The organism is Microbacterium sp. M (assembly GCF_045181065.1).
Taxonomy (GTDB): Bacteria; Actinomycetota; Actinomycetes; order Actinomycetales; family Microbacteriaceae; genus Microbacterium.
In genome coordinates, this window is sequence record NZ_CP173721.1 from 1,409,655 (window position 1) to 1,431,893 (window position 22,239).

At 69.3% G+C, this 22,239-nt stretch carries 24 protein-coding genes; 12 read left to right on the forward strand and 12 right to left on the reverse strand.

Annotated features, from left to right (window positions below; all coding sequences use genetic code 11):
• Positions 1-47 precede the first annotated feature (47 nt).
• From ACI7YT_RS06620 to ACI7YT_RS06640, 5 genes are all read left to right on the forward strand, one after another.
• Positions 48-878 carry an NAD(P)H-hydrate dehydratase gene (locus tag ACI7YT_RS06620; RefSeq protein ID WP_406249670.1) on the forward strand — a complete coding sequence of 277 codons (831 nt, stop codon included), beginning with the start codon at positions 48-50 and terminating at the stop codon, positions 876-878.
• Positions 875-2,089 (forward strand): hypothetical protein, encoded by a 1,215-nt coding sequence (locus ACI7YT_RS06625; RefSeq protein ID WP_406249671.1) that lies wholly within the window; start codon positions 875-877, stop codon positions 2,087-2,089. The genes ACI7YT_RS06620 and ACI7YT_RS06625 overlap by 4 nt, the downstream gene beginning before the upstream one ends.
• Positions 2,090-2,091: 2 nt before the next feature.
• On the forward strand, positions 2,092-2,406 hold the full coding sequence (locus ACI7YT_RS06630) for an MTH1187 family thiamine-binding protein (RefSeq protein WP_406249672.1): 315 nt from the start codon (positions 2,092-2,094) through the stop codon (positions 2,404-2,406).
• 90 nt (positions 2,407-2,496) lie between these two features.
• Positions 2,497-3,630 carry an MFS transporter gene (locus ACI7YT_RS06635; protein WP_406250514.1) on the forward strand — a complete coding sequence of 378 codons (1,134 nt, stop codon included), beginning with the start codon at positions 2,497-2,499 and terminating at the stop codon, positions 3,628-3,630.
• A 23-nt stretch (positions 3,631-3,653) separates the two neighbouring features.
• Positions 3,654-4,280 carry an NUDIX hydrolase gene (locus ACI7YT_RS06640; protein WP_406249673.1) on the forward strand — a complete coding sequence of 209 codons (627 nt, stop codon included), beginning with the start codon at positions 3,654-3,656 and terminating at the stop codon, positions 4,278-4,280.
• A 6-nt stretch (positions 4,281-4,286) separates the two neighbouring features.
• On the opposite strand, the gene ACI7YT_RS06645 is transcribed toward ACI7YT_RS06640, so the two are convergent.
• Both ACI7YT_RS06645 and ACI7YT_RS06650 read right to left on the reverse strand, forming a co-directional pair.
• Positions 4,287-5,495: a homoserine O-acetyltransferase gene (locus tag ACI7YT_RS06645; RefSeq protein WP_406249674.1), complete on the reverse strand. Its 1,209-nt coding sequence runs from the start codon at positions 5,493-5,495 to the stop codon at positions 4,287-4,289.
• 107 nt (positions 5,496-5,602) lie between these two features.
• Positions 5,603-6,925 (reverse strand): bifunctional o-acetylhomoserine/o-acetylserine sulfhydrylase, encoded by a 1,323-nt coding sequence (locus ACI7YT_RS06650; RefSeq protein WP_406249675.1) that lies wholly within the window; start codon positions 6,923-6,925, stop codon positions 5,603-5,605.
• 150 nt (positions 6,926-7,075) lie between these two features.
• Here ACI7YT_RS06650 and ACI7YT_RS06655 point away from each other — a divergent pair, with 150 nt between their 5' ends.
• Genes ACI7YT_RS06655 through ACI7YT_RS06665 form a run of 3 tightly spaced genes read left to right on the forward strand, consistent with a single transcriptional unit; the run spans position 7,076 to position 9,221 of the window.
• The gene (locus ACI7YT_RS06655) at positions 7,076-7,858 is read left to right on the forward strand and encodes an SDR family oxidoreductase (protein WP_406249676.1); all 783 of its coding nucleotides are present in this window, start codon (positions 7,076-7,078) and stop codon (positions 7,856-7,858) included.
• A gap of 7 nt (positions 7,859-7,865) precedes the next feature.
• Positions 7,866-8,597, forward strand: coding sequence for a uracil-DNA glycosylase (locus ACI7YT_RS06660; RefSeq protein ID WP_406249677.1), 732 nt, complete (start codon positions 7,866-7,868; stop codon positions 8,595-8,597).
• A gap of 9 nt (positions 8,598-8,606) precedes the next feature.
• Complete coding sequence (locus ACI7YT_RS06665) at positions 8,607-9,221, forward strand: GNAT family N-acetyltransferase (RefSeq protein ID WP_406249678.1); 615 nt, start codon at positions 8,607-8,609, stop codon at positions 9,219-9,221.
• Here the strand turns inward: ACI7YT_RS06665 and ACI7YT_RS06670 are convergent, their stop codons facing one another.
• From ACI7YT_RS06670 to ACI7YT_RS06695, 6 genes are all read right to left on the reverse strand, one after another.
• Complete coding sequence (locus ACI7YT_RS06670; RefSeq protein WP_406249679.1) at positions 9,222-10,040, reverse strand: ABC transporter ATP-binding protein; 819 nt, start codon at positions 10,038-10,040, stop codon at positions 9,222-9,224.
• Positions 10,037-10,852: an ABC transporter ATP-binding protein gene (locus ACI7YT_RS06675; protein WP_406249680.1), complete on the reverse strand. Its 816-nt coding sequence runs from the start codon at positions 10,850-10,852 to the stop codon at positions 10,037-10,039. The genes ACI7YT_RS06670 and ACI7YT_RS06675 overlap by 4 nt, the downstream gene beginning before the upstream one ends.
• Positions 10,849-11,718 (reverse strand): ABC transporter permease, encoded by an 870-nt coding sequence (locus tag ACI7YT_RS06680; protein WP_406249681.1) that lies wholly within the window; start codon positions 11,716-11,718, stop codon positions 10,849-10,851. Before ACI7YT_RS06680 ends, ACI7YT_RS06675 begins: the two co-directional genes overlap by 4 nt.
• Complete coding sequence (locus ACI7YT_RS06685) at positions 11,715-12,665, reverse strand: ABC transporter permease (protein WP_406249682.1); 951 nt, start codon at positions 12,663-12,665, stop codon at positions 11,715-11,717. The genes ACI7YT_RS06680 and ACI7YT_RS06685 overlap by 4 nt, the downstream gene beginning before the upstream one ends.
• A gap of 7 nt (positions 12,666-12,672) precedes the next feature.
• Positions 12,673-14,190, reverse strand: coding sequence for an ABC transporter substrate-binding protein (locus tag ACI7YT_RS06690; protein ID WP_406249683.1), 1,518 nt, complete (start codon positions 14,188-14,190; stop codon positions 12,673-12,675).
• Between the two features lie 93 nt (positions 14,191-14,283).
• Entirely contained in the window at positions 14,284-15,207 is a 924-nt protein-coding gene (locus ACI7YT_RS06695; RefSeq protein WP_406249684.1) for an alpha/beta fold hydrolase, read from the reverse strand.
• A 159-nt stretch (positions 15,208-15,366) separates the two neighbouring features.
• Between ACI7YT_RS06695 and ACI7YT_RS06700 the strand changes: the two genes are divergently transcribed.
• From ACI7YT_RS06700 to ACI7YT_RS06710, 3 genes are all read left to right on the forward strand, one after another.
• Entirely contained in the window at positions 15,367-15,843 is a 477-nt protein-coding gene (locus ACI7YT_RS06700; protein WP_406249685.1) for a carboxymuconolactone decarboxylase family protein, read from the forward strand.
• On the forward strand, positions 15,840-16,559 hold the full coding sequence (locus ACI7YT_RS06705) for a tyrosine-protein phosphatase (RefSeq protein WP_406249686.1): 720 nt from the start codon (positions 15,840-15,842) through the stop codon (positions 16,557-16,559). The genes ACI7YT_RS06700 and ACI7YT_RS06705 overlap by 4 nt, the downstream gene beginning before the upstream one ends.
• A 93-nt stretch (positions 16,560-16,652) precedes the next feature.
• Positions 16,653-17,126: an SIP domain-containing protein gene (locus ACI7YT_RS06710; RefSeq protein ID WP_406249687.1), complete on the forward strand. Its 474-nt coding sequence runs from the start codon at positions 16,653-16,655 to the stop codon at positions 17,124-17,126.
• Positions 17,127-17,129: 3 nt separating this feature from the next.
• On the opposite strand, the gene ACI7YT_RS06715 is transcribed toward ACI7YT_RS06710, so the two are convergent.
• The 4 genes from ACI7YT_RS06715 to ACI7YT_RS06730 form a co-directional block, all read right to left on the reverse strand.
• The gene (locus ACI7YT_RS06715) at positions 17,130-17,582 is read right to left on the reverse strand and encodes a Fe-S oxidoreductase (RefSeq protein WP_406249689.1); all 453 of its coding nucleotides are present in this window, start codon (positions 17,580-17,582) and stop codon (positions 17,130-17,132) included.
• Complete coding sequence (locus tag ACI7YT_RS06720) at positions 17,579-18,382, reverse strand: arginase family protein (RefSeq protein ID WP_406249690.1); 804 nt, start codon at positions 18,380-18,382, stop codon at positions 17,579-17,581. Before ACI7YT_RS06720 ends, ACI7YT_RS06715 begins: the two co-directional genes overlap by 4 nt.
• A 64-nt stretch (positions 18,383-18,446) precedes the next feature.
• On the reverse strand, positions 18,447-19,184 hold the full coding sequence (locus tag ACI7YT_RS06725) for a PspA/IM30 family protein (protein ID WP_406249691.1): 738 nt from the start codon (positions 19,182-19,184) through the stop codon (positions 18,447-18,449).
• Between the two features lie 52 nt (positions 19,185-19,236).
• On the reverse strand, positions 19,237-21,258 hold the full coding sequence (locus tag ACI7YT_RS06730; protein WP_406249693.1) for a TPM domain-containing protein: 2,022 nt from the start codon (positions 21,256-21,258) through the stop codon (positions 19,237-19,239).
• A 136-nt stretch (positions 21,259-21,394) separates the two neighbouring features.
• Here ACI7YT_RS06730 and ACI7YT_RS06735 point away from each other — a divergent pair, with 136 nt between their 5' ends.
• Positions 21,395-22,228 carry a DUF3097 domain-containing protein gene (locus ACI7YT_RS06735; RefSeq protein ID WP_406249694.1) on the forward strand — a complete coding sequence of 278 codons (834 nt, stop codon included), beginning with the start codon at positions 21,395-21,397 and terminating at the stop codon, positions 22,226-22,228.
• The last annotated feature ends 11 nt before the right edge of the window (positions 22,229-22,239 follow it).

Genomic DNA, 22,239 nt, shown 5'->3' on the forward strand with positions numbered 1-22,239 from the left:
GACGCTACTGCCAGTCGAGCGCGCACCGGCCGAATAGCATGGGGGGCATGGTCGAGGTGCGCGAGTGGGGGAGGGGCGACTCCGTCCCGTTCGTGCGGGTGCCGGGGCCGGCGGACGACAAGTACTCCCGCGGCGTCGTGGCGGTGCGCACGGGGTCAGGCGCGTACCCTGGGGCGGCCGTGCTGTCCGTCGAGGCGGCCTGGCGGACCGGTGCCGGCTACGTGCGCTACCTCGGTTCCGCCGCGGATGCCGTGCTCGCCCGTCGGCCGGAGACGGTCGCCGCGCAGGACATCGGCCGCACCAGAGCGGATGCCTGGGTGATCGGGTCGGGAACGGATGCCGCGTCCCGCACCTCCGAGGAGACGGATGCCCTGCGCACGATTCTCGACGGCGCTGCGCCGGTCGTGGTCGATGCCGGCGCACTGGATCTCGCACCCGGTGCGGCCGCCCCGCTGCTGGTGACACCGCACGCGGGCGAGTTCGTCCGGCTGCGCGAACGCCTGAGCCTCGCGCCGGACGGCAGCGGCGACAGGGTCGCGGACGCAGCGCAGACCGCCGGCGCGCTCGGGAGAACCGTGCTGCTCAAGGGGTCGCGCACGATCATCGCCTCATCGGACGGCTCCGTGATCGCCCTGCCCCCTGCTCCGGGGTGGCTCGCGACGGCGGGCAGCGGCGACGTGCTGGCCGGCGTCCTGGGTGCGCTTCTGGCGGCGAATCGCGGAGCCTCCGTCGCCGAGACCGCGGCGGCGGGTGCCTGGCTGCACGGCCACGCCGCTCGTCTCGCCGCCGGCATGGTCGATGGCGGTGCCGGGCACCCGATCGTCGCCCTGGACGTCGCCGAGGCGCTGCCGCATGCGATCGCGGATCTGCTCTCGTGACGCGTCGCACCGCGCCCCTGTGGGCGGCCTTCCTGCTCGTGCACGTTCTCACCGCCTGGCTCGGCTGGGTGTACCCGAGCCAGCCGATGGGCGACGTGGTGCTCGTGTACGAACCGTGGTCGACATCGGCGCTGACCGGCGGCACGATCATGGGCATCACCGAGCCATGGGTGTATCCCCAGTTGGCGCTCGTGCCGATGCTGATCGTGAAGGCCCTGTCGCTGCCGCTCGTGGCGACGATGGGCGCGCTCGGTGCCTATCTCGTGGCCTGGGCGGTGCTCGTCACGCTGTTGGATGCCGTGGCTCTCTGGTTCCTCATCGGAGGGCGACCGTCGGCGCCGCGACGAGCTGCGGCGTGGTTCTGGACGGCGGCGCTGCTGCTGCTCGGGCCGATCGCGCTGTATCGGCTCGATGCCGTCACCGTGCCGCTCGCGATCATCGGCGGGCTGCTGCTGCTGCGGCATCCGGTCGTCGCGACGACCCTGCTCACGGTCGGCGCCTGGATCAAGATCTGGCCCGGTGCACTGGTGCTCGCAGCCGTCGTCGCGGCACGCGGTCGGCTGAAGATCCTGCTCGCGGCGGCCGGGGCGAGCGCCGGCATCGTCGTCGTGCTGTTCCTGCTCGGCGCGGACCAGCATCTGTTCGCCTTCCTGTCGCAGCAGACCGGTCGCGGGCTGCAGGTCGAGGCGGTCGCTGCCACGCCGTATCTGTGGGCGGCGCGCGCGGGACACGCCTCCGTGGGGTACAGCTTCGAGATCCTCACGTTCCAGGTCGAAGGCTATGGCGTGCCGTTCGTCTCCGACATCCTCACCCCGATCATGCTGCTCACGGTCGGCGCCATCACCGGACTCGCAGCCGTCAAGTCGGCGCGGGGCGGATCGTTCGGACGTCTGTTCCCGCCGCTGGCGCTGTCGCTGGTGACGGCGCTGATCGTCACGAACAAGGTCGGCTCCCCGCAGTTCCAGACCTGGCTCATCGCCCCGCTCGTGCTCTGGTTCGTGTATGACAGGACCAGGGCTCGTGTCCCGGCGGCGCTCGTGCTGGTGCTGTGCGGCCTGACATGCCTCATCTATCCGCTCACGTACGATGCGCTGCTGCGCACCGAGTTCGTCCCCGTGCTGCTGCTCACGGCGCGCAACGTGCTTCTGATCGTCCTGCTCGTGATCGGCATCCGCTCGATCGTCCGGGTCCCCATCCCCTCACGGAGGTAAACATGCTCATCGCATTCTCTGTCGCCCCTTCGGGCGACGGCAGCGCGGACGGATCCGTGCACGATGCGGTCGCCGCCGCTGTCACCGTCGTCCGCGATTCCGGTCTGCCGCACCGCACGACCAGCATGTTCACCGAGGTCGAGGGGGAGTGGGACGAGGTCATGGATGTCGTCAAGCGCGCCACCGAGGCCGTCATGCCGTTCGGTTCGCGAGTGTCGCTCGTCCTCAAGGCCGACATCCGCCCCGGCTACACCGGTGAGCTGGACGCGAAGATCGATCGGCTCGAGGCGGCGATCCGGGACTCCGATTCCGCGTAGCATTGACGGGTGAACCACTCCTCGACACTCTCGAGGGGTGCGGCGACGAAGGCGCTCCTCTCTCTCGCCATCGGCTCCTTCGGCATCGGCATGACCGAGTTCGTCGCCATGGGGCTGCTGCCCGACATCGCGCAGGACCTGCTCCCGGATCTGTGGGCGGCGTCTCCTGAAGAGGCGATCGGCCGCGCCGGACTCCTGATCTCGCTGTACGCGCTCGGCGTGGTGATCGGCGCGCCGACCATCGCAGGGCTGGTCGCGCGCTTCCCGCGGCACCGGGTCATGATCGGACTGGCGCTCGCACTCACGCTGTTCAACGCACTGACCGTCGTGCTGCCCAGCTTCGGACTCGTCGGGGCGTCCCGGCTTCTCGCCGGACTCCCGCACGGCGCGTACTTCGGCATCGGGGCGCTCGTGGCCGCCGACGTGCTGGGTCCTGGGCGACGCGCACAGGGTGCGGCCTTCATCCTGACCGGCCTCACGATCGCGAACGTCGTCGGTGTGCCGCTGGGCACCTACCTCGGTCAGAACTACGGATGGCGCACCGCCTTCCTTCTCGTGGCGGTCGTGTTCGCCGTCGCGACGCTGTGCATCGCGCTGTTCGTCCCGGAGCACGAGGGCGACCGAGGACGCGGGATGCTCAGCGAGTTCGGCGTCTTCCGCGTCGGGCAGGTCTGGCTGACGCTGGGCATCGGAGCGATCGGCTTCGGCGGCTTCTTCGCCGTGTACAGCTACGTGTCGCCGCTCGTCACAGAGATCGCCGGATCGCCCGAATGGGCGGTGCCGATCGTGCTCGTGCTCGTCGGCATCGGCATGACGGTCGGCAACCTGCTGGGCGGGTACCTGGCGGACCGCGACCTGCAGCGCACGCTCATCGTCGGGATGGCGCTGCTCGCCGGCATCCTGGTGCTGCTGGCGGTGCTGTCGACGAACATCCTGCTGCTCGGCTTGCTGGCGATGGCCGTCGGTGCGGTGTCGGCCATGCTGAGCCCGGCGATCCAGACCCGCCTGATGGACGTCGCCGGTGACAATCAGTCCATCGCCGCAGCGCTCAACCACTCGGCGCTCAACATCGGCAACAGCCTCGGCGCCTTCCTCGGCGGAGCCGCGATCGCCCTGGGCTGGGGCTACACCGCGCCAGCCTGGATCGGAGCAGCACTGGCGCTGGTGGGCCTGGGCATCACGGTGCTCGCGTTCCGGATGCAGCGGCAGGCCGTCATCGCCTGAGCGGAAGCTCGTAGAGTGGCGGCATGGTGGATGAGCTGCCGCTGGCCGGGACCGTGGTGCTGCTGCGCGACCGCGGAGACGCGCCGGAGGTGCTGATCCTGCGACGGCCGTCTCGCGGCTCGTTCGCCGGCGCGTGGGTGTTCCCCGGTGGCCTCGTGGAGGACGGCGACCGCGCGACGGGCGCGTCCGGACAGGATGCCGCCCGCATCGCCGCAGCGCGGGAGTGCTTCGAGGAGGTCAGGCTGCGTCCGACCGGGCTGGTGGCGCTGTCACGCTGGATTCCCCCGGCCCAGGCGCCCAAGCGCGTCGGCACGTGGTTCTTCGCCGCCACCGACCCAGGGGGCGATGTCGTGCCGTCCCCGGCCGAGGTGGTCGACTGGCGGTGGATCTCGCCCCTGGACGCGCTGGATCGTCACGCCGCGGGGGAGATCGAGCTGTTCCCGCCGACCTGGGTGACGCTGCACGAACTCTCGCGATACCGCTCGACGGCCGAGGCGCTCGCCGCGGCATCCGATGCTCCGACTTTCGCGACCAGGCTGCTCCTCGGCGACGTGTTCTGCTGGATCGGCGATGCGCAGCATCCGGATGGCGACTCCGGAGTGCACCGGCTGGAGACGGCCCGGCGGCCCTGGCGGTACCGACGCGAGTGAGGAGCGTCAGCTCGCGAGCAGCCGGCGCAGGTGATCGCCGACGACGTCGGTCTCGATGAGGAAGCCGTCGTGCCCGAAGTCGCTCGTGAGGACGACGGCCTCGTCGCCGTCGAGCGTGTTCGGGATGCTGCGGGCGATCCGATGCTGGCCTTCCAATGGGAAGAGCCGGTCCGTGTCGATGCCGAGGACGAGGGTCGTGGCCGTCACGGCGCGCAACGCGTCCTCGATGCCGCCGCGGTCGCGGCCGACGTCGTGCGAGTTCATCGCCTCGACGAGCGTGATGTAACTGTTCGCATCGAAACGACGGGTGAACTTGTTGCCGTGGAAGTCCAGGTAGCTCTCGACCGCGAAGCGCCCGCCGTGGCCGAGCGGCGACAGATCGGACTGCCACGAGCGCTGGAAGCGGCTGTTCAGCTCGATCGGCGACCGGTAGTTCAGCATCGCCATGCGGCGCGCGAGCGCGAGACCCCGATGCGGACCCTCGCCGGTGGCCGCGTCGTAGTACTCGCCGCCCTCGAAGCGCGGATCCATCCGGATCGTCTCCAGCTGCAGCATGTTCGACGCGATCTGATCGGCCGTGCTGGCGGGCGGCGAAGCCAGGATCGCGAGACGCCGGACGCGCTCCGGGTGCGTGGCTGCCCACTCCAGCGCGTGCATGCCGCCCATGGAACCGCCCACCACGGCCGCCCAGCGGTCGATTCCGAGCGCATCGGCGAGTCGCACCTGAGCGGCCACCTGGTCGCGAACGGTGAGGTAGGGGAACCGGGACGCCCATTCGTAGCCATCAGGGGCGACACTCGCCGGCCCGGTCGAGCCCTGGCACCCGCCCAGGATGTTGGGGGCGATCACGAACCAGCGGTCGGTGTCGATCGCCGCCCCAGGACCGACGACCTCGCCCCACCAGCCTGCTGTGGCGTGACCGGGCCCCGCGTCGCCGCGGACGTGGCTGTCGCCGGTGAGCGCGTGGTTGATGAGGATCGCGTTGTCGCGCTCGGGGTTCAGCTCGCCCCAGGTCTCGTAGGCGATGCGGATGCCTGGCAGCTCCTGCCCGCTCTCGGTGCGGAAGGAGCCGAAGGCGGCGAATCTCCGCTCTCCGATCGGATCGCCGTCGCGCCATGCTCCGGTTGCGGGGGGACGTGCGCGCATCATGCTGGCCTGCGCCTCGGTCACGCGCCGCGAGGGCACCGTCTCCTCCGAGGTCGTCTGCCAGTCCATTCCTCCATTCTCGCCCGGTTCGGGTCGCGGTGGCGGAAGGTTACGCGTCTGGACGCACGGATGCCGCGGACCGCGTGGTCCGAGGCATCCTGTCCCTTGAGGAGGTCTTATGCGCGCGCGGCGTCCGAGACGCGACGCGCGGCGGCGAGTGCCTGCTCCAGGTCCGCCTTGAGGTCTTCCACGTTCTCGAGGCCGAGCGACAGGCGCACGAGCCCCGGCGTCACTCCTGCGGTGAGCTGCTGCTCGGGGGTGAGCTGCGAGTGCGTGGTGGATGCCGGGTGGATCACGAGCGAGCGGACGTCGCCGATGTTGGCCAGGTGGCTGAACAGCGACAGGCTGTTCACGAACTCGCGTCCGGCCTGGACACCGCCCTTCAGCTCGAACGACAGCACCGCGCCGACGCCCTTGGGCAGGTATTCGTTGGCCTTGGCGTACCAGGGCGAGGTCGGAAGGCCCGAGTAGTTGACGCTCGCGACGTCGGGGTGGTTGTCGAGCCACTCCGCGATCTCCTGGGCGTTCTGCACGTGGCGCTCGACGCGCAGCGAGAGCGTCTCGATGCCCTGGATGAGCTGCCAGGCGCTCTGCGGCGAGATCGCGGAGCCGAGGTCGCGCAGCAGCTGCACGCGCGCCTTGATGATGTAGGCGAGCGCGTCGCCGACGGCGGTCGTGTAGCTGGCGCCGTGGTAGGACGGGTCCGGCTCGGTGAGCCCGGGGAAGCGCTCGACGTTCTTGGACCACTCGAACTTGCCGCCGTCGACGATGACGCCGCCGATCGTCGTGCCGTGCCCGCCGAGGAACTTGGTGGCCGAGTGGATGACGATGTCGGCGCCGTGCTCGAACGGACGCAGCAGATACGGCGTGGCGATCGTGTTGTCCACGATGAGCGGGACGCCGGCCTCGTGCGCGACGTCGCTCACGGCGCGGATGTCGAGCACGTTGATCTTGGGGTTGCCGACGGTCTCGCCGAAGAACAGCTTCGTGTTGGGGCGGACCGCGCGGCGCCATTCCTCGGCGTCGTCCTGGTTCTCGACGAACGTCGTCTCGATGCCGAGCTTGGCGAGCGTGTACTTGAAGAGGTTGTAGGTGCCGCCGTAGATCGAGCTCGACGAGACGATGTGGTCGCCGGCTTCGGCGATGTTCAGCACCGCGAAGGTCGACGCTGCCTGGCCGCTGGCCAGCAGCAGCGCGCCGGTGCCGCCCTCGAGCGCCGCGACGCGCTGTTCGACGACATCCTGCGTCGGGTTCTGGATGCGCGTGTAGATGTTCCCGAACTCCGCCAGGGCGAACAGGTTGGCCGCATGGTCCGCGTTGTCGAACACGTAGGACGTGGTCTGGTAGATCGGCGTGGCACGGGCCTTGGTGACCGGATCGGGAGCGGCGCCCGAGTGGATCTGCTTGGTCTCGAAACGCCAGGACTCGGGTGCGGACATTGGGTTCCCCCTGGAACTCTCGGATGCGGGTATGGCGGGTGCCGTTGCAGCGAGAGTACGGAACAGGGATGCCTGTCAACAACAGTCCGGAAATGTGACGTAACACGCGTCGACGTGGGAAACCGTGCAGAACGTCGTACGGTGGATGACATGGTGACAAGGCGTGCAGTGGTGACCGGAGCGAGTACAGGAATCGGGGAGGCGACCGTTCGTGCGCTGCGCGCGAGCGGCTGGGACGTCGTCGGCGTCGCCCGGCGCGAGGATCGCCTCGCGACGCTCGTCTCCGAGACAGGAGCGTCGGCCGTCGCGTGCGATCTGACCGACGCCGCTGCCGTCGAGGCACTGGTCTCCGAACTCGAGTCGAGCGGACCGGTGCACGCTCTGGTGCAGGTCGCCGGCGGTGCGCGCGGCACCGATCGCATCGAGGACGGCTCGGTCGAGGACTGGCAGTGGATGTACGAGGTCAATGTGCTCGCGACGCAGCGGCTCGTCGCCGGACTCATGCCGCTGCTGCGTCGCGCGGCCGAAGCCGATGGACACGCCGACACGATCTTCGTGACATCGACGGCCGCCCAGGTGGCGTACCCGGGTGGCGGCGGGTACAACGCGGCCAAAGCCGCCGAGGGGATGCTGGTGCGGGCGCTGCGTCAGGAGCTCAACGGCGAACCCATCCGCGTCGTCGAGATCGCCCCTGGCATGGTGCACACCGAGGAGTTCACCCTCAACAGGCTCGGCGGCGATCGGGTCGCGGCCGACGCGGTCTACGCCGGGGTCGAGGAGCCGCTGCAGGCTTCGGACGTCGCGGATGTCATCGCCTACGCGCTGAACGCACCCGGTCGCGTCAATCTCGACCTCGTCACGATGCGCCCCGTGGCGCAGTCCGCGAACCACCTCCTGGCACGCGGTCCGCTGCGCCCGCGTCTCGAGGACTGAGCGACGGATGCCGCATCGCTCGCTGACCGAGCTCGCCGACGAAGGGCTGGTCGACCAAGGGTGGGCCGAGGCTCTCGCTCCGGTCGCGGACGTCATCGCAGGGCTCGGCGAACGATTGCGTGCCGAGCAGGCGGCAGGGCGCGGGTACCTTCCCGCGGGGGAGAACGTGCTGCGGGCATTCCAGCGTCCCCTCGACGACGTGCGCGTGCTCATCTCCGGTCAGGACCCGTATCCGACACCCGGGCATCCGATCGGGCTGTCGTTCGCCGTCGAGCGGCACGTCCGGCCGCTGCCGCGCAGCCTGGTCAACATCTACCGGGAGCGCGCATCGGATCTCGGCATCCCGCCTGCAGCGCACGGCGATCTGACCGCGTGGAGCGACCAGGGCGTCCTGCTGCTGAATCGCGTGCTGACCGTGCGCCCCGGGGAAGCGGCGTCCCACCGCGGCTGGGGATGGGAGCAGGTCACCGATCTCGCGATCCGCACGCTCGTTGCGCGGGATCGACCCATGGTCGCGGTGCTGTGGGGCAAGGATGCGGAGAAGCTGCGGCCGCTGCTCGGTTCCGCACCCGTGATCGCATCCGCGCATCCGTCGCCGCTGTCCGCGAGCCGCGGGTTCTTCGGCTCGCGGCCGTTTTCGCGTGCGAATGCGCTGCTCGAACAACAGGGCGCGGATGCCGTCGACTGGCACGTGGCCGGAGAACAGGAGAAGGCGCAGCTGCCCGGACTCACGTTCTAAGCTGATCGCATGCAGTTCGAACCCGGGGATCGGCGCCGCCGTCTGCCGCGTCATCTGCGTCAGCCCGAGCCGGCACCCGAGGTCTTCACCTACTCGATCCGCCCGGCGACCGCGCGCGACCTGCCAGACATCCGGGAGATCTACAATCACTACGTCGCGAACTCGGCGGTCACGTTCGACGGCAAGCCGAGCACGCACCGCTATTGGCGGGAGAGGCTCGCGACGCTGACGAAGCTCGGGCTGCCGTTCCTGGTCGCGGTCTCGCCGACGGGAAACGTCCTCGGCTACGCTCTCGTCTCTCCCTGGCAGGGAAAGAACTCGTATCGCTACACCGCAGAGGACTCGATCTACCTCGGACCGGGCGCCGGCGGCAAGGGCTTGGGAACCGCCTTGCTCCAGGCGTTGATCGACGCGTGCGAGGCCGTCGGACTGCGCGAGATCATGGCCGTCATCAGCGACAGCAACGCCGAGGCATCCATCCGGCTGCACCAGCGCCTGGGATTCGTCGAGGTCGGACGCCTGGGGAAGGTCGACTACAAGTTCGGCCGACCCATCGGTTCGGTGTATCTGCAGCGCAGGCTCAAGCCGAAGGGGCGGCGCTGGGGGATGCGACCGGCGCGCTGATCAGTTCTCGCGCTGCTCGATCACCGGGATCGCGGCGAGAAGAGCCTTGGTGTAGTCCTCGCGGGGATGCAGCAGCACCTCGTCGGTCGTTCCCTGTTCGACCACCTGCCCGTCCTTCATGACGATCACGGAATCGCACAGGTTCTGCACGACGCCGATGTCGTGCGACACGAGCAGCAGCGTGAGGTCATCGGTCAGCGCGAGTTCGGCGAGCAGCTGCAGGATCTGCGCGCGCACGGTGACGTCGAGCGCGGACATCGGTTCGTCGCCGACGAGGATGCGCGGCCGGTGCACGATCGCGCGCGCCAGGGCGATCCGCTGGCGCTGACCGCCGGAGAACTCATGCGGGTAGCGGTCGGCCATCTCGGCGTCGAGTCCGACCCTGTGCAGGACCTCGCGCACGCGCGCGCGGCGATCGCCCTCGATGCCGAGCGCCCAGAGCGGCTCCGCGATGATCCGGCCGGCGCTCATCCGCGGGTCGAGGGACGCGTACGGGTCCTGGAAGACGAGGCCGGTGATCCGCCGCAGCCAGTGAAGCGAGCGAGCGGATGCCGCAGCATCCACCCTCCGCCCTTCGATGTCGATGGTCCCGCCGGATGGCCGGTCGAGCCCGAGCAGCAGCCGGACGAGGGTGGACTTCCCCGACCCGGATTCTCCGATGATGCCGACCGACGAGCCGTCGGCGATGTCGAGATCGGTCGGGCGCAGTGCCGTCGAGGTGCGGGCGCGCTCGAACAGGGTCCGCTTCGGGACCGCGAACTCACGGCTCAGCCCCCGCGTCCGGATCAGCGGACCGGCTCCTTCGCCGTGCTGGTTCATCGCGACCCTCCGTCCGGTCGCCACAGCGTGGTCGTGGCATCGCGCAGCAGCCCCTGGGTGATCGGGGAGGTCGGAGCGCTGAGCAGCGTCGCCACGGGCGCGGACTCGACGACCCTGCCGTGCTCGAGCACCACGCCATGCGTGGCCACCTGGGCGAGTACGGCGAGGTCGTGCGTGATGAAGACGAGCGACATCCCTTCGTCCTGGACCAGGGAGAGCATCAGATCGAGGATCTCTGCCTGGATCGTGACGTCGAGCGCGGTCGTCGGCTCATCCGCGATGAGCAGTCGAGGACGGCACGCCAGCGCCATCGCGATCGCCACGCGCTGCCGCTGACCGCCTGAGAGCTGGTGCGCGTAGCGGTTGACGATCGACTCCGGCTCCGGGAGGCGCACGCGTCGTGCCTCGTCGATCGCTCGGGCCGCGGCCTCACGGCGGGATGCTCCGGTGTGGATGCGCAGCGACTCGGCGATCTGTCGCCCCACGGTGCGGATCGGGTTGAGCGCGGTCCGCGGTTCCTGGAACACGATGCCGATGTCGTCGCCGCGGTACCGGGCCAGTTCGCGGTCCGGCATCCCGAGCAGTTCGGTGTCGCCCCAGCGGATGCTGCCGCCGGCGGTGGCGCCAGCCGGCAGGAGACCGAGGATCGCGAGCGCCGTGAGGGACTTGCCGGATCCCGACTCGCCGATCAGGCCGAGTCGTGCACCGGCCGGAACCTCGAACGAGATGCCGTCGATCACGCGCCGTCCGTCGATCTCGACCACGAGGTCGGAGACGGTCAACTGTGCGGCGGCACGGGAGGCGATGCTCACGCGACCACCTCCGGTGTGTGCACCTCGGCGGCGCGGTGCGCCAGCGTCGGGTCGGTCGCCTCGCGCAGGCTGTCGCCCAGCAGGTTGAGGCCGAGAACCGTGATCGTGATCGCGAGCCCCGGCCAGATCACGGAGAGCGGGTGCACACCGATGTAGCGCTGCAGGTCGGCGAGCAGGATGCCCCAGGACGGCTCCGTGACGCTGGCGCCGAATCCGAGATAGCTCAGACCGGCCTCCGCGAGCACGGCGACGGCCATCGACCAGGACAGCTGGACGATGAACACTGGGGCGACGTTCGGCAGCAGGTGGCGGGTGAGGTTCTGGGTCGCGGTGAGACCGGACGCGCGCCCAGCGAGCACGAAGTCGCTCTGCTGGACGCGACGCAGTTCCGGTCGCGTCACACGGGCGATGTTCACGCCGAAGCCGATGCCGACCGCCCAGATGACGACCCACAGCGACCCGCCCCAGACCGAGGAGATCATCATCGCGATCATGAGCACAGGGAAGGCGATCAGGATGTCGACGAGCACGGCGATGGTCTCGCGCATCCAGCGCGCCGTGAGCGCGCCGAGAGCGGCCAGCAGGACGCCGACGACGGTCGCGATGATCGCGGCGCCGACGCTGACGAACACCGTCGTGCGCGCTCCGGTCATGATGAGGCTGAGGATGTCGCGTCCGGTGCCGTCCGTGCCGAGCAGGTGCGGCCAGCCCGGGGCGGCCCACCGATCCTTCAGATCGGTGGACAGGGGGTCGAAGGGGGTCCAGAACAGCGAGACCAGGGCGGTCACGGCGATCACGAGCACGACGATGATGCCGAAGCGGCCGGTTCCCGACCTCCACAGCGCGCGCAGCCAGCGCGGTGTCATGCGGCCTCCCGCTGTCGTGGATCGACGATGTGGTGCACGAGGTCGACGACGAAACCAACGACCAGCACGAAGCCGGTGAGGACGAGCAGTTCGCTCTGCACCTTGATCAGATCCCGAGTGCCGACATCGGCGACGAGCATGCGCCCGATGCCCGGCAGGGTGAACAGCTGCTCGATGACCACGGAGCCGACGATGATCCCGGCGACCTGAAGCCCGAGCACGGTGATGATCGACAGGCCGACCGCGGGGATGCCGTGCTGGATGAGCGCACGATTCCGGCTGAGCCCCTTCGCGGCAGCGGTGCGGACGAAGTCCTGGCCGGCGGCCTGCAGCGTGGCGCTGCGGACGAACCGCATCAGCATCGCGCCCTCTACGATCCCGATCGTGAGCGCGGGCAGGACGAGCGCTCGCAGCGCCTGCCACGGCTCCGCCCATCCGTCGCGGGGAAATCCCTGGGCGGGCAGCCAGCCGAGCCAGATCGCGAAGACCACGATGAGCATCATGCCCGCCCACACCACGGGAACGGCGGCGAGGGCCTGGGCTGCGACGCTGAGTCCGGTACCGGAGATCCGCCCGCGCAGCACGGCCGACAGGATGCCGAAGGGCACGGCGATCAGCAGCGCGATCACGAGTGCCAGGATGCCCAGCGGCACGGTGACCTGGGCCTTCAGCGCCAGTTCCTCGCCCACGGACGCGCCCGACAGCAGGGATGTACCGAGGTCGCCGCTCAGGATGCCGCCGATCCAGTCGACGTACTGCGCCGCGAGCGGGCGGTTCAGCCCGAGCGACTCGCGGAGCTGATCGACCTGCTCGGGGCTCGCCTGGGTTCCGGCGATGAGCTGGGCGACGTCACCGGGAAACACCCGCAGGGTCAGGAAGATCAGCACGCTCGACACGAGGAGCCCTGCGATCAGCAGGGCTCCTCGTGTGAGCGCGTATCGCAGCATCCGATGGTCAGTCCGAGGCGACCGTCACGCCGGCGAGGTTGATGCGCGAGTTGATCGAGTCCTGCGGGAAACCCGACACGATCGGGCGCAGCGCGGTGATCGTCTCGCCGTTGTACAGCCAGTCCGCCGCGTGCTCCTCCGACACGATGCGCGCGGCCTCGGCCAGCAGTTCGGCGGACGCGTCGGGGTCGACCTCGGCGAGTGCCTCGGTGTACAGCGCCTGCACTTCGGCGTTGTCGTAGCCGAAGTAGTAGTCCGGGTTCGCGAAGTTGCCGAAGTCGCGCGGCTCGACGTGCAGCACGAAGCTGAGGTCGTAGTCCTTGTTCGTGTAGACGTCCTCGAGCCAGGTCGCGAACTCGACGGGTTCGACATCCAGCGTCACTCCGACATCCGCGAAGTCGGAGATCAGCACCTGAGACACCGTGGTGCCGTAGAAGTTCGGGATCGTGAGCGTCAGCTCCAGGTCCTCCTGGCCGGCGTCGGCGAGCAGTTCCTCGGCGCGTTCCGGGTCGTACGGGGCGACGTCGGAGAGATCCTCGAATCCGGGATCCAGCTCGGGAATGGGACCGTACAGGGTCTGCCCGGCGCCGACCGCTTCGACGAGCGCCTCGTGGTCGATGGCCAGGCGCAGCGCCTCGCGCACGCGCACATCGTCGAGCGGGGCCGCGGCGTTGTTGAACGCCAGGGTCGCCTTGTCGGTGGTGCTGCCGGTCGTGAGCGCGAACTCGCCGGAATCCTCGAGCTGCGGAGCGAGGTTGGGATCGACGGCGGTCAGCACGTCGAGGCTGCCGTCCAGGGCGGCGTTGACGCCGGACGTGAAGTCCGGGATGTACTCGAACACGACCTCGGCCACGCCAGCGGGGTCGCCCCAGTACGCGTCGTTGCGCGCGAAGGTGATGGAGGATCCCTTGCTCCAGCGCGTCAGGGTGAACGGGCCGGTGCCGTTCTCGGCCGTCTGCAGGTCGGTGGCGTCGCCGGAGCGGAAAACCAACCCGCCAGGGCCGGTGAGCGCGAACAGGAAGTTCTGGTTCGGCTGGGTCAGAGTGATCACGACCGTCGCCGCGTCCGGTGCTGCGATGGAGGCGACCTGGGCGAAGTCGTCATGGCCCTGCAGCGTGGCGTCCGTGCGCACGGCCTCGTAGGAGGCGACGACATCGGCGGACGTCAGCGCTTCGCCGGTGTGGAAGACGATGCCCTCGTTGAGCGTGAACGTGTACGTCAGGCCGTCTTCGGACACTTCGTAGTCGGAGGCGAGGCGAGGCTCGATCTCGTTGGTCTGCGTACGCGTGACCAGGCCCTCGTAGATGTTGTCGATGAGGATCTGCTCGAGTGCCGCACCCGAGGTGTGCCGGATGTCGAGGTTGGTGGGCTCGAGCACGAGGCCGACGGTCAGCGTGGCCTCAGGGTCGGGTTCGCCGACCGAAGTCTCGACGGGCTCAGGGGAGCCGGTGCACGCGGTCAGCACGATCGCGGCTGCGGCCAGAGCTGTGACGGCGGTGAGTCGGCGTCGGGTGCGGGTGAACATGAGTGCGGATCCTCTCAGCCGGCGGCGCTGTGTGCCGGTCGGGTCGAGCCTATGGTGCGGTGGGTACCGGGTGGGAAACGTCGGAATGCGCTGTCACATTCCGTCGGACAGATGGGAGCGGATCAGGTCGGCCAGACGATCGGGTGCGGTCTCCTGGACGTTGTGGGTCGCGTCTATCTCGATGACGTCGGCGTGGGGGAGACGAGCACGGAAGTCCTCGGCATCCTGCGGGCTGACGTACCCGCGCGCGGCGCGTACGAGCGTGAGCGGCGCAGCCACACCGCCCAGATCGTCCCAGCCCGTCGCGTTCAGGACGGCACTCGGTGCTGCGTGCGCCGCCTGGTCGGGAGCGGCGAACACCTGCGCTGCGATGTGTGCGAAGTGGTGCTTCCACTCCACGCGGCCGTCCTCCCGGATGCGGGAGTTGAAGAAGACGCCGCGTTCGGTGTCGGCACGGGAGCCGCCGAGACCGAAGGCCATGGCACGATCGACCAGCTCGTCACGGCTTGCGAAATCGGACACCCGGTAGAACTCGCGCAGTTCCGCCGGCCCTCCGGATGCGTCGATACCCGGGGTGATGTCCACGATCACCACGTCGCGCACGAGTGCGGGATGCGCACTCGCGAGAGCGGCCGCGGTCAGGCCGCCCAGCGACTGCCCGACGAGTACGACGGGCGCGCTCGTCCAGTGCGGCAGGGCCTCGGCGATGTCCGCGGCGAGGTTCCGCGGCGAGTAGTCGAGGTCGTTCCGCCAGGACGAGTCGCCGTGTCCGGCGAGATCGATCGCGAGCGCCGGCTCCTGCAGACGCAGGATCGTGGTGTCCCACGTGTGCGCGTTCAGTCCTGCTCCGTGGAGGAACACGACCTGCGGCTCTGCGTCGCCGAAGCGCAGCGCACTGAGGACACGGCCGTCGGGGAGTTCGGCTTCCACGCGGCTGGCCGCGGGGACGGGAACGGAGACGCTCTGGGCCTGTGCGGGAAGATAGCGGAACTCGCTGGTGTCGGTCGGCACGTGCATATTCTCCTCTGCCGAGAGCGGCCGGCGAAATGCGAGATCGATATGACAAACAGATGACGCATCAGGGTTGTCGATGTGTCATGTGCAAGCAATTTGTGCTTGCTGTAATGCGTTTCGCGCGTTCGGGGCGGTGCATGGGAAAAGTCTTAAGCTGGAACCATGACCGAGACGCGCGTGCACCTGTCCAGGACCGAGCCGGCCGCCTATCAGGCGCTGGATGCCTTCTCCAAGACCGTCGGCGAGATCTGTGCGGCGAACGGAATCGACGATCGCCTCAAGGAGATCGTGATGATCCACTGCTCGCAGCTCAACGGTTGCGCCTACTGCACGCGCATCCACGTCGACCGTGCGGTCGCCGCCGGGCTGGATGCCGATGTGCTCACCCAGATCGCGACGTGGCGTGAGAGCGGCGTGTTCTCCGACCGCGAGCGTGCGGCGCTGGAGCTCGCCGAGGCGTTCACCTTCATCCATGAGGACGGCATCCCCGACGACGTCTACGACACGGTCGGCAGCGTGTTCACCGAGAAGGAGTATGCGGCGCTGAGCTGGGCGTGCATCTCGATCAACGCGTTCAACCGCGTCGTTGTGGCCGGTCGCTACCCGGTCCCGCCCCGTGGCGTGCAGGCATCGGCGTGACGGTCCTCACCATCGACGGCGTCTGGAATGTCCGGGACGTCGGCGGGATACCGGTGACCGGCGGACGCATCGCGTCCGGCCGCCTGCTGCGCTCCGCGAATCTGGCCGGGATCACGAGCGAAGGCGCGAGCGCGCTGAGCGGGCACGTCGACCACATCATCGATCTGCGCGCCGATGACGAGGTCGCCTCGGAGCCCTCGGCCGTGCAAGGGCTGGAGACGACCCACCTGCCGCTGTTCCTCGGTTCGGTCGCCTCGTTCTTCGAAGAGGACAGCAGCCTGGATGAGCTGTACGCCCATCTGCTCGAGCAGAGCGGTGCCCGGCTGGTCGAGGCGCTGCGCATCATCGCGCGAGGGGGACGCACGCTCGTGCACTGCACGGTCGGCAAGGATCGCACGGGAGTGACGATCGCGCTGGCACTGGATGCCGTCGGCGCCGACCGTGAGGCGATCATCGCCGATTACGCGTTGACGGAATCGCAGCTGCCCGAGGAGCGCAACCGCCGCATCGCGGCGTACCTCCGCTCTCAGCATCCGGACGCTCAGCACGTCGTCGCGCTGGCGACGCAGTCGCCGGCTGCCGCCATGCGCACTCTGCTGGCCTCGATCGACGACCGCTGGGGATCGACGTCCGACTACCTGCGTGCGCAGGGCATGACGGATGCCGAGCTCGTCGCTCTGCGCACGGCACTCGTCGAGACGGACGACGACCGGTAATCACGCGGGCACTGACGCCCCGTGAGTCGAACGCTCACGGAGGCGCTGAGCAAGGTAAGGCAACCCTTCATGCGGTGATACGATGGAGGCATCATGAGCAGCACCTCCGTCGAGTACCGATCCGCACGTGCCGAGCGCCGCGCGGCTCGTCAGCGTTCGCACCACCTGGTGACGGCTGATGAGAACTCGCTCGCGGATCTCGAGGTCTTCCTCGCCACGATGCCGCTGTGCGCGACCGGGCGGATCTTCATCGAGGTCGCCGATCAGACCGACATCGGCACGGTGCAGGCGCCGCCGCGGATGACGGTCACCTGGCTCGCGCGGTCGGCCCGATCCGGCGCACCCGGCACCGGGCGCGTCTGCGCGCCGGGCACCGCGCTGTCGCGCGCGACCTGCGCCTGGGCGGACGAGATGCTCTGCGAGGACGGCGCTGCGACGAACATCACACTGCTCGGCGGCTATCTCGGCACGGCCGACATCGTCGAGCACCTGACGATCGCTCTGAATGTTCCCGCGTCGTCGATTCACGCGCCGGAGCAGTTCGGCCTTCTCCCGACCGATCGCTGAGGTTCAGCGCCCCGTGCGACGGACGTAGTTGCCGTCCTCGAGGCCCGCTTCGATCTCGAACCGGTTGCGCAGCGGATCGCGCCCGGCGAACAGGTACAGGATCGGCATGAGGAATCCGTAGCGCAGCCACTGGGCCTTGTGCACGGCCTCATGGCGCAGGATCGCTTCGCTCGGATCCCTGTCGCCGGTGAGGAAGCATCCGCCGACGCAGACGCCGCCCCGATTGAACGTCCAGGACGGCATCCCGCGGAAGACCCAGAGTCCGTGTCGTCGCTCGACGGGACCGGTGCTCCACAGCGCCCCCCACGTCCATCCGACGGCCGTGCCCCACCAGTAGCCGATACGGCTGATCGGCGAGCGCAGCAGGATCGAGGGGATGCGGCGGTCGAATCGCCGTCCGCGGTCGAGTTCGGCTTGCGCACGCTCCTGCCAGTCCGCGGGTGGCGTCGGAGTCACGCGACGGCTCCGACGAGACGCAGCAGCGCGCCGAGGTCGTCCACGGCGTCAACGGGGGAGCGAGGTGCGAATCCCGCGATGGTCGCGCCCGCGAGCGGCACGCGTTCTCGGAGTCGGCGCAGTGCGGCGCTGAGTTCCGCGGTGTTCGCACCGAAGGGTGCGGGGCTCGAGACGCCGATGATCTCGGACGGGTCCAGCACGTCGACGTCGACGTGCACCCAGACGCGCGAGGCGCCGGTCGCCGCGATGGCGTCGGCGAGAGCATTCGGATCGGACAGCGCCGAGGCCGAGACCTGCGGGAATCGAGCCAGGGGTGCTTCCTCTTCGGCATCCACGGCCCTGGCGCCGACCACGACGATCCGCTCTGCCGGGATGCCGGGGGTGAGCACGAGCTGCGGTTCTCCCTCGCCGAGGACGGCGCGCAGCGCCATTCCGGAGAAGGCCCCGGAAGGGGAGGTCTCCGGCGTGTGCAGATCCGGATGCGCGTCGCACCAGACCACGGCGAGGTCGTCGGTGCCGCCATCGATGGCGGCGAGCGCGGCGACGGTGATGCTGCAGTCGCCACCGATCAGGACAGCGCCAGGTTCGAGGTTGTCGCGCACGAGTTCGCGGACGCGTTGCAGGGCGCTGAGGCGATGCACACCGGTCCCGAGCGACTCGCCCGCTTCGAGCGGGACGTCCAGGATCGTGGTGGCGGCGCGCGGAAGATCGCCGGCGATGGCCGCGGCTCCGTCGGTGAGCAGCATCGCGCGGGCGGCGGGGGAGCCCTGCCACTGCGGCACGACGAGGAAGTGGGCCATGTCGACCTCCGGATAGGGAAAACGCGGATGCTCCGGACCAGTGGCCCGGAGCATCCGCCTGGTGTCAGGAACCGAGCTGGGCCTGCGGGGTGCCGCCGGCCTTGAGCTCAGCCAGACGCGCCTCGACCTCGGTGAGTTCGCCGAGGTCGTCGAGGCTCTCGAACTGGGCGTCGAGGCTGGACGCGGCCAGCTCGACCTTGCCCTGGGCGATGGCCTCCTGGCGGCGGACCTTGTCCTCGAACCGGCCGAGCTCGCTCGTCGGGTCGAGCACGTTGATCGACGAGACGGCGTCCTGCACCTTGGTCTGCGCTTCGGCGACCTTGGCGCGCGCGAGCAGCTCGCTGCGCTTCGCCTTCAGCTCGCCGAGCTTCTCCTTCATCCCGTTCAGGCCGCTCTTGAGCTTGTCGACGATCTCGGTCTGAGCAGCGATGGTCGGCTCGGCCGTCCTCGCGTCGCGCTCTTCGCTGATCTGACGCTGGAGTGCGATCTTGGCGAGGCTGTCGAACTTGTCGGCATCCGCGGTGCTGCCGGTGGTGCGCAGCTCGTCTGCCTTGCGGCTGGCGGCGAGCGCCTTGTTGCCCCAGTCCTTGGCGGCCTGGATGTCTTCCTCGTGGTCGCGCTCGAGCAGACGCAGGTTGCCGATCGTCTCTGCGATGGCCGCCTCGGCATCCGCGATGCTGTTCGTGTAGTCGCGCACGAGCTGATCGATCATCTTCTGCGGGTCCTCGGCCGAGTCGAGGAGCGAGTTGATGTTCGCGCGGACGAGGGTCGAGATTCGTCCGAAGATGGACTGCTTTACCATGGGTGGTTCCTTTCGGTTGGTCGTTGACGTCATTCGGGTCTGGGATGCCGGGTCAGAATCGGCCGCCTCGGGACCGGCCGCCTCGGGAGCTGCTCCTCGAGCCGCCGCCGAAGCTGGACGGCCGGTGTCCGCGACTGCTGCTGCCGCCGCTGGAGCGCCAGCTGCTGCCGCCGCTCCAGGAGCCGCCGCCACCTCCGCCCCCGCCACCCGCGAACAGCCCGCCGAGGATGCCGCCGAGGATGTCCCCGCCGATGCCGCCGTCACGGCTGTAGTTGCCGCCGTAGCCGGTGCCGTAACCCGTGTCGAACGGGTTGCCGGGGGTCCACGACTGCACCTCGCCTTCGGCGGTCGAGATCGCTTCGGAAGCGAGATTGTAGGCGCGGGTCGCGCGTTCGAGCGCGAACGCAGGGTCGGTGGCCTGCGCGGCGATCGCCTCGCGGTAGGCGGCGTCGGCTTCGGCCAGTCGCGTACGGGCGGTCGCGCCGATCGCGCCGCGGCGCGTGCTGATGTAGTCGTTCGCCGTCGAGATCTGCGACTGCGCCTGCAGGAGCCGCTGCTGCAGGGTCCGTGCATCGCGCTGCGCCTGCTGCGCCGCGTCGCGCACTTGTGCGAGCGCTCCGTCGATCCCGGTGTTCGCCTCTGCCAGCGTGTCGACGATCCGCTGCGGATCCCGGCCGGCTCTGTTCAGTGCGGCGCTCGCCTCATCGACTCTGGTGCGGGTACCGGCGATGAGCGGGGCGATCGCGCCGCGGGGGTCGGGCGTCTGCGCCGCGGCGGCGAGGTCCGCTTCGAGGTCGGCGATGAGCGCCTTCGCCTGATCCTCGATCGCGGCCAGGCTCGCGCCGAGCGTCGTCACGGCGGCGGCCAGCTGCTCGGCCTGCACGACTGCCTGCTCCGCCGTGCGGATCGAGAACGCGGCCTCGCCGGTCCGGCCTTCCGCGAGGAGACTCGTCGCCTCGGCGATCTCGGTGTCGGCGAGGGCGAGTCGTTCGGCCGCCTGAACGGGGTTCTCGGTGACCGTGCCGAGAGCGGTGGCGTCGTACGTCGCGGCCAGCGTCGCAAGCGCCCCGGGCAGAGCGGATACGGCGGACTGGGCTTCGCTCCGGCGCACCTGCACGCGCTGCAGCGCCGCCGGAGCCTCGGCCTCGACCTTCCGCAGCTCTTCGAAGGCCTCGATGTTGTCGTCGAGCAGTTCGTCCGCCGCCGCGCACAGCTGGATGATCTGGATGTGCCAGACTCGGCGCTGCTCCGCGGAATCCTCGTTCTCGTCATCGAGCTGCTGCTTGAGCGCGAACGCCTCCGCGACCTTCGACTTGGCCTGATCCACGATCTGCGTGAACTGCGCCGTCGAGTCCTCACCGAACTGGGCGACCGCGAATCCGAGCTCCTCGCGGCTGGACGTGATCGCATCGTCCGCCTCGACGAGAGCGCGGCCCGCCTGTCGCTCCAGGTCGGTGTCGCTCACGCCGGAGAACGGGTCGTTCGGATCGGGAGCGGCGGGCTGTGCACCCCGCGCCTTCTTCCTCGCGCGGGCGACGAGCCAGATGATCAGAGCGACCACGGCGGCCGCGATCAGGACGAACAATAGGATCCAGCCCGCATTGGACGGCCCGGGGAAGGCATCGGCGGCCGAGATGATGGCGCCACTCCATTCTCCGTCGCGCAGTCGGTCCTCGACCGCCTGCGTGATCGCATCGACCTGGCCGTCGTTGAGCGGGCCCTCGCCGTCGGCAGAGAGAGCGTACTGGCGGGAGTCGACGGCAATCGCGAGAAGGTACTGATCGGCGCCCAGCCCGTTGTCGATCGCGGTCTGATCCGCCCACTCGACACTGTCGGTGGGATTCGTGAACTCGTCCACGAGCACGACGTACAGATCGCCGTTCGATGCTTCGCTCAGTGCGTCCAGTCGTGCGTTCGCCGCATCGATCTCGGAGGAGCTGAGAACGCCGGTCTCGTCCGTGACGAATCCGGCATCCAACGTCACCGGCGAAGTCGCCACGGCGCTCGACGCGAGCATTCCGGAAGCGAGCACTGCCACGATCACCCCCGGGATGATCGTCTTCCGAGACCGCATTCTGCTCCCTCCAGGGAGACGCTGGGCCCCCACTGAGCACGAGTCTATTCACTGACGTGAACCGAGGGTACCGACTGTACGGAAACTGTCTGTGTCGCCGCAGGGAACCGGTTCGGACGCACATACGCTGGAAGGCATGGAGGACAGGTACGGTGCTGACGTGCTCGCGAAGGGGTGGCAGGAGCGGGCGGCGAAGAAGATCCCGCAGGTCCCGGCCGAGCCCGACCTCGTCGTCGAAGTCGCGGACGACGGCTTCTGCGGTGCCGTGACGAAGGTGCAGTCGGGCACAGTGGAACTGGAGGACTGGAAGGGTCGGAAGCGGCTCTTCCCGCTCGGCGGCGGGTTCCTCATCGACGGTCAGCCGGTCAAGCTCGTGCCGCCCGCGCCCAAGGAAAAGGGGCCTCGGCGCACCGCATCCGGGTCCTTCGCCGTTGCGGACCAGCGCGCCCGCGTCGCGCTGCCCAGCCGCATCCTCGTCGAGGGTCGTCACGATGCGGAGCTCGTCGAGAAGGTGTGGGGAGCGGATCTGCGCGTCGAGGGCGTCGTCGTCGAGTACCTGCAGGGCGTCGACCTCCTGGATGAACTGCTCGCGGCTGAGCCGCCCAGCGCGAAGCGCCGATACGGTGTGCTCGTCGACCACCTCGTCCCCGGATCCAAGGAGTCGCGCATCGCGGATGCCGTGACTCGCGGCCCCCATGGTGCGCATGTCCGCATCGTGGGCCACCCCTATGTCGACGTGTGGCAGTGCGTGAAGCCGGAGGCACTGGGCATCGCGCGCTGGCCGGAGATCCCACGGGACATCGAGTGGAAGATCGGCATCTGCAAGGCGTTCGGATGGCCGCATGCGGATCAGGCCGACATCGCCCGCGCGTGGCAGGCCATTCTGAGCAAGGTCACGACCTACCGCGACCTCGAGCCCTCACTGCTCGGCCGGGTCGAGGAACTCATCGACTTCGTCACCGCTCCGTGATGGTGCGGCGC